This window comes from Streptomyces sp. NPDC048383 (genome assembly GCF_040651775.1).
Lineage (GTDB): Bacteria > Actinomycetota > Actinomycetes > Streptomycetales > Streptomycetaceae > Streptomyces.
In genome coordinates this window covers 208,054-214,469 of record NZ_JBEZKS010000003.1, presented here as the reverse complement: position 1 = coordinate 214,469, position 6,416 = coordinate 208,054, and the positions used below count along the sequence as shown (strand labels likewise).

5 protein-coding genes and 1 pseudogene are annotated in these 6,416 nt (G+C 73.4%); 1 reads left to right on the top strand and 5 read right to left on the bottom strand.

Annotation, left to right across the window (positions count from 1 at the left end; genetic code table 11):
• Positions 1–115: 115 nt before the first annotated feature.
• Entirely contained in the window at positions 116–1,579 is a 1,464-nt protein-coding gene (locus AB0D46_RS04810) for an SDR family NAD(P)-dependent oxidoreductase (RefSeq protein ID WP_362875833.1), read from the bottom strand.
• A 331-nt stretch (positions 1,580–1,910) separates the two neighbouring features.
• Between AB0D46_RS04810 and AB0D46_RS04805 the strand changes: the two are divergent.
• Positions 1,911–2,723, top strand: a pseudogene (locus AB0D46_RS04805) (DMT family transporter); the annotation flags it as partial.
• A 24-nt stretch (positions 2,724–2,747) separates the two neighbouring features.
• On the opposite strand, the gene AB0D46_RS04800 reads toward AB0D46_RS04805, so the two are convergent.
• The 4 genes from AB0D46_RS04800 to panD form a co-directional block, all read right to left on the bottom strand.
• Positions 2,748–4,163, bottom strand: a complete 1,416-nt coding sequence (locus AB0D46_RS04800) for a transglycosylase family protein (protein WP_362875832.1) — start codon at positions 4,161–4,163, stop codon at positions 2,748–2,750.
• 540 nt (positions 4,164–4,703) lie between these two features.
• On the bottom strand, positions 4,704–5,318 hold the full coding sequence (locus AB0D46_RS04795; RefSeq protein WP_362875831.1) for an aspartate/glutamate racemase family protein: 615 nt from the start codon (positions 5,316–5,318) through the stop codon (positions 4,704–4,706).
• Positions 5,315–5,656 (bottom strand): GNAT family N-acetyltransferase, encoded by a 342-nt coding sequence (locus tag AB0D46_RS04790; protein ID WP_362875830.1) that lies wholly within the window; start codon positions 5,654–5,656, stop codon positions 5,315–5,317. Before AB0D46_RS04790 ends, AB0D46_RS04795 begins: the two co-directional genes overlap by 4 nt.
• A gap of 14 nt (positions 5,657–5,670) precedes the next feature.
• Positions 5,671–6,090, bottom strand: coding sequence for an aspartate 1-decarboxylase (panD, locus tag AB0D46_RS04785; RefSeq protein ID WP_362875829.1), 420 nt, complete (start codon positions 6,088–6,090; stop codon positions 5,671–5,673).
• Between the last annotated feature and the right edge of the window lie 326 nt (positions 6,091–6,416).

Sequence of the window (6,416 nt, the reverse complement as noted above, 5' to 3'; positions counted from 1 at the left end):
ACAATAAACCACACACTATTACCCACACCCACCCTCTAACCATCACCCAGCAAACCACGCACGCCGGGCACCCCGCGGGCCCCCCCCCGGCGGTGGGCCCCCTCGGTCGGCCGGTCTACCAGTTGGCGGGGGCGTAGTCCTTGAGGAATACGCCGAACAGGTCCTCGCCGAGCTCGCCGCGGACGATCGGGTCGTAGACGCGGGCGGCGCCGTCGACCAGGTCCAGCGGGGCGTGGAAGCCCTCCTCCGCCAGGCGGATCTTGTCCGGGTGCGGGCGCTCGTCCGTGATCCAGCCCGTGTCGACGGCGGTCATCAGGATCCGGTCCTTCTGGAACATCTCCTGCGCGCTGGTGCGCGTCAACATGTTCAGCGCGGCCTTCGCCATGTTGGTGTGCGGATGGCCGGCGCCCTTGTAGCCGCGACTGAACACCCCTTCCATGGCGGACACGTTGACGACGTAGCGTCGTTGCGCCCCGGCCGCGGCCATCGCCGGGCGGAGCCTGCTGATCAGGATGAACGGCGCGGTGGAGTTGCAGAGCTGCACTTCGAGGAGCTCGACGGGGTCCACCTCGGACACCGTCTGGATCCAGCTGTTCGTATCGTGCAGGTCGGGGACGAGGCCGCCCGCGTCGATGGCGGTGCCCGCCGCGATCCGCTCCAGGGAGGCCGAGCCGGAGACCAGCGCGAGCTCGGTGACGTCCTGGGCGGTGAGCTTCTCGCCGGAACCGGACGTCAGGGCGGCCACCCGGTCGACGGTGCCACTGCCGAAGGTGCCGATGACCTCGGAGGAGGGCAGCTCGCCCGCCGGCAGCGGGGCGTTCTCCGCCGCGACCAGCTCGCTGTAGGCGCCGGGGGAACGCCGTACGGTCTGGGCCGCGTTGTTGATCAGGATGTCCAGCGGGCCCTCGGCGGCGACGGAGTCGGCGAGTGCGACGACCTGGGCCGGGTCGCGCAGGTCGATCCCGACGATCTTCAGGCGGTGCAGCCATTCGGAGCTGTCGGGCATCGCCTTGAAGCGGCGGACCGCGTCGTTGGGGAAGCGCGTGGTGATGGTGGTGTGCGCGCCGTCGCGCAGCAGCCGCAGCGCGATGTACATGCCGATCTTGGCGCGACCGCCGGTGAGCAGGGCGCGCCGGCCGGTCAGGTCGGTGCGGGCGTCGCGGCGCGCGTGATTGAAGGCGGCGCAGTCCTGGCAGAGCTGGTGGTAGAAGGCGTCGACCTCGACGTAGCGGGTCTTGCAGATGTAGCAGGACCGGGGTCGCTGGAGTATTCCGGCGATCGGCCCCTTGGTCGCGGTCGTCAGGGCGTTGCCCTGGGTCTCGTCGTCGATCCGTTCGGCGGAACCGGTCGCGGTCGACTCCGTGACGGCCTTGTCGTTGGCGGTCTTGGCGGCGCGGCGCTCCTGGCGACGGCGCTGCTTGACCGTCCGGTAGAGGCCGGCGGTGGCACGGCGTACGGTGATGGCGTCCGGGTGGTCGACCTCCAGCTTGTCCAGCTCGTCGATCACGCCGAGGCAGAGGGCAAGCCGCTCGGGGTCGATGCCCGGCCCGTATGCGTGGTTGTCTTCGGTCACCGTCATGGCCGCTGCCGTTCCTCGTTCGTCCGCGTCCGCGTGCTGCGGAAGTCCTCAAAACCGCCACTGTACGGAGCCGACACGCCGGGCACCAAACCCGTGACCGCACACCTCACGCACCGCGAGCGGATCGTCACGGTATGGATGGTTTGACGACGCTCCGCACCCGGCGCCGGCGCGGCGATGGGCGGGCCGATACCCGATACCCCGTACCGCTCGCGTATGGGCGATGACTCGGCGTACTCCTCCTGGTGTATGACCGGAGGATGACACGGACGGCGATCATGACTCCTCCGGGCGGATGAACGGCCCGTCGAGCTGGGGCATGGTGGCTCTCATGAGTGCCTTGGCCTTGTCGGTTCTGCTCTGCCTGGTGTCGGCCGTCGCGTACGCGGGCGGCGCGATCGTCCAGGAACGTGTCGCGGCGACCTCGCCGGGTCATGTTTACGCGCCCCTGCGCCGGACCGGGTGGTGGGTGGCGGTCGGGCTGAACGGCCTCGGCGCGCTGCTGCACGTGGTGGCGCTGGCGTACGGGCCGCTGAGCCTGGTCCAGCCCCTCGGCGCGCTGACGATCGTCTTCGCGCTGCCGCTGGCGGCCGTGTTCGTACGCCGCCGGGCGGGTGCGGCGGCGTGGCGGGGCGCGGTCATGGCGACGGCGGGCCTGGCCGGGTTGCTGGCCCTGACGGGCGGGGACGGCGCGGGCCGGCAGGCCTTCGCGGGCGGGGAGCGGCTGCTCCTGCTGGTGGTGACGGGGGGCGTGGTGGCGGCGCTGTTCCTGGCCGCACACCGGGTGGTCCGGCCGGTGCTGCGCAGCGTGCTGCTGGCCGCGGCGGCCGGCACGGCCTTCGGCATGGGATCGGTGTTCACGAAGGCGGTCGCGGAGAGCTTCACGCCGGCCGACCCGGCCGCGCCGTGGCCGGACCTGGTGGCGATCGCCCTGCTGGCGGCGTGCGGAGTGCTGCTGTCCCAGGCGGCCTACCGGGGCGCCGGGCTGACCGCGCCGTTGGCCACCGTGACGGTCGTCAATCCGGTGGCGGCGGCGGCGGTCGGGATCTCCCTGTTCGACGAGGGGTTCCGGCACGGCGCCGCCGGCGCGGCGGCCGCGGCGGCGAGCGGCGTGCTGGCGGCGGCCGGCCTGGTCCTGCTCACGGCCGTGCCGCCGCACGTGCGGGGGTCAGATGCGGACTCCGTGCCCGCGCAGGTACTTCAACGGGTCGATGTCGGAGCCGTACCCGGGAGCCGTACGCATCTCGAAGTGCAGGTGGGGGCCGCTGCTGTTGCCCGTGGAACCGGAACGGCCGATGCGCTGGCCGCCGGAGACCTGCTGGCCGGCCTTCACGCCGAGCGCGGAGAGGTGGGCGTACTGGGAGTACCGGCCGTCGGAGTGCTTGATGACGACCTGGTAGCCGTAGGCGCCGGCCCAGCCCGCCGACAGGACCGTGCCGGGGCCCACTGACTTGACGGTGGTACCGGTCGGCACCGGGAAGTCGACGCCCGTGTGGTAGCCGCTGGACCAGGACGAGCCGGAGACGCGGTAGGCGGTGCCCAGGCCGGCGTCGACCGGTGCGGAGAACCCACCGGCGGCGGGCTGCTGGACGGGCTTCGCGGCCGGCTTGGAGGCGGGCTCCGGCTTCGGCTTGGGCTTCTCGGCGGGCTTGGCCTGCTCGGCCGGCTTCGGCTTCTCTGCGGGCTTCGGCTTCTCGGCGGGCTTGCTCTGCTCCGGGGTCGGCTTCGGCGTCGGCTTCTCCGCCGGCTTGCTCTGCTCCGGCGCGGGCGCGGCCGGCTCCACGGGCTTGACGGGCTCCGCCGTGCGCGGCGGCTTCTCCGGGTTCTGGACGGGCGGTGCGGCGGTGATCCGCAGCGTCAGCCGCTGCCCGGGGAAGATCAGGTTGGGGTTGCCGCCGACGGTGGCCCGGTTGGTCTCGTACAGGGCCTGCCAGCCGCCCTCGACGCGCTGGTCGGTGGCGATGGCCGACAGCGAGTCGCCGGGCGCGACGACGTACGGGTTCGGCAGGACGGAGGTCCCGGTCGGACGGGGCAGCGCCACCGGCGGGCCGGTGGTGGCCTTGGTCGCCTGGATCCGGTCCTTGTGCGCCTGGGACTCGGGTGCCTGCGACTGCTGCGCCTTCGGCGGCGCGGGCGTCTGCGCGACGGGCTTCTGCCCGGTCGGCTTCTGCGGCGTGGCCGTCGAGCCTAGGACGGGGGCGGGGCCGCTGCGGCTGAGCCCCGCCTGCGGGCCGCAGGCGGGCCAGGCCTTGGGCCCCTGGCCCTTGAGGACCTTCTCGGCCACCGCGATCTGTTGCTCCCGGGTGGCGAGGTCGGCACGCGGCGCGAAGACCGTGCCGCCGAACTCGCGCCAGGTGCTCTGACTGAACTGGAGTCCGCCGTAGTAGCCGTTGCCGGTGTTGATCTTCCAGTTGTTGGTCGACTCGCAGTGGGCGACCTTGTTCCACGTGTCCACGGAGGCGGCGTTCGCGACCCCGGCGCCGATCAACGGTAGGGCGATCCCGGCGCCACCGGCGGTGACGGCGAGCGAAGCCCGGTTGATGCTGCTCGGCTGGTACCGGCGGTGCCGGCCCCGTACACCCATGGGGAGCCCCCTCGAAGACATCAGGAACCGCACAACCTAACGGCGTGCCACATTCCTGACAAGGGCCACAACCGGCCGCCCTCAAAGGGAAGTTGACCGCTACCTCCGGCTCCGTCCGGCTTCGTCCGTCCTCCCCGCGCCGGACCACCGCCCCGCCGCGTCCGTCGCGGCGGGGGTCGGGCGCCCCGGTCGCCTAGCTCAGGGGGCCGGGCTGCGGGATCGGCGCGGGGCCGGGCGGCGGGGGCACCGGATCGGGCTCGGGGACCGGCCCGGGAACGGGCGGCGCCGGGCGCGGTACGGGCGGGGGGCCCGGAACCGGCGGGGCCGGCACGGGTACCGGGTCGGGGCCGGGCACCGGGGGCTGGGTCTGCTCTGCGTTGCGCACCATGGGTCCCGCCTGCCCCCGATCCGGCGGGGCACGCCCCCGAACCCGGACGAACGGCCACGGTCCGCGGGGCCCGACCGGATCCGCCGTCCGCGTTCACCCGAACGGGGTATTCCACTCGGGCCCCACCCGAGCCCCGCCCGAGCCCCCGACGCCTACGCGCCCAGGCCGGCGGCGAGGCCCCGGCGGGGGCTGGTGAGCACGGGCAGCCGGGTCCGTACGAGGGGCACGGCCCCGGCCATGGAGACCTGGGCCAGGACGATGACGTCCGCGTCGCTGACGGCGTCCGCGGCCGCCGCGACGGCGGCGCGGGAGCCGGCGTCGTCCCCGGCCTCGAACAGCGCCCAGGCCCCGTCGACGAGGTGCGTACGGACGGACACCGGCCGGCCGGCCGCGACCTCGGTCAGCAGTTCCACCGTCGGGGCGAGCGTCGATTCCACGGTGGCCAGTACGGCGATCCGCGGGCCGATCCGGACGGCCTCGGCGGCCATCGGACGGTCCACGCGCAGCACCGGAACGCCGAGGGCGGGGGCGAGGGACTCCGCGACCGCTCCGATCGTGGAACAGGTCACCAGCACCGGATCCTCGGCGCCGTCGAGCCGCGCCACGAGGTCCGCGACCACCGCCCCCGGCCCGAGCGCCCGGGCCCGGTCCAGGAGTTCCGGGGCCACCAGGTGCCGCAGGGCGGCGCCCGGATGGTCCTGGTCGCGCAGGGCGTCGAAGACCGGTACGTGAACCGGTGAGGTGTGCAGCAGCGTCAGCCGCCTCACCACAGCTGGGGGTCGGCCTTCAGCTGCGCCTTGGCGGCCGCGACGACCTCGGCCGGCGCCTCGGGCGCCTCGTCGGGGTGCTTGGCCGCCCAGCTCGCGGCGTAGGGGCAGAGCGGTACGACCGGCACGCCCTCGGCGGCGGCCGTCCCGTAGAAGTGCCGCACCAACTGCCCGGCGATGCCCTTGCCCTCGTGGCCCGCCTCGACCACGGTGTGCACCGCCACCAGCGCGTGGGGCGCGTCGGCGAGGACGAAGTAGGCGATGTGCCCGACCGTCTCGCCGCCCTCGACGGCCAGCAGCCGTCCCGCCGCGCGCTCGTCCCGCAGTTCGATCGCCATCGTCCCCTGCTCCCTCAGCCGGCCACTGCGTGCGGGCCGCGCCGCTGCTCGGTTCCCGGTACCGGGGCGGACGGATCCGCGCCCAGCTCGACGATCCTGTTGTCGGCGTCGACGTGGACGACGCGCGGCACGAGCGCCCGCGCCTCGGCGTCCTCGACCTGCGCGTAACTGATGAGGATGACGAGGTCCCCGGGGTGCACGAGATGGGCGGCGGCGCCGTTGATCCCGATGACGCCGGAGCCGCGCTCGCCCTGGATGACGTACGTCTCCAGGCGCGCCCCGTTGGTGATGTCCACGATGTGCACGAGTTCCCCGGGCAGCAGGTCGGCCGCGTCGAGCAGATCGGCATCGATGGTGACGGACCCGACGTAGTGCAGGTCGGCCTGGGTCACCGTGGCCCGGTGGATCTTGGACTTGAACATGGTACGAAGCATGAAGAAACTCCCGAGATGTCTGCTCCCTGCCTGCTTCTCGCAGGTCAAGGGCCCGCCCGCAGCCTACGGCATGGCCCGCCTCCCGTCCCGGCCGATCGCGCCGTCGCCCGGCTCGACACCCCCGCGCAAGGGCGCGTCGAAGATCGCCGATTGGCCATAAATGATCGTGGAACGGCGGTGGTGGCGCACTAGGCTCCCCTGCGCACCACCGCTTCCGTCCGCCGCGCCGGGAGATCCCCGGATGGACCCCGCCCCGCTCGCGCCCGAGGCGCTGCCGCCCGAGACGCTCACGCGCCTCGACGCGGTCGTCCGAGAACGCGCTGCGG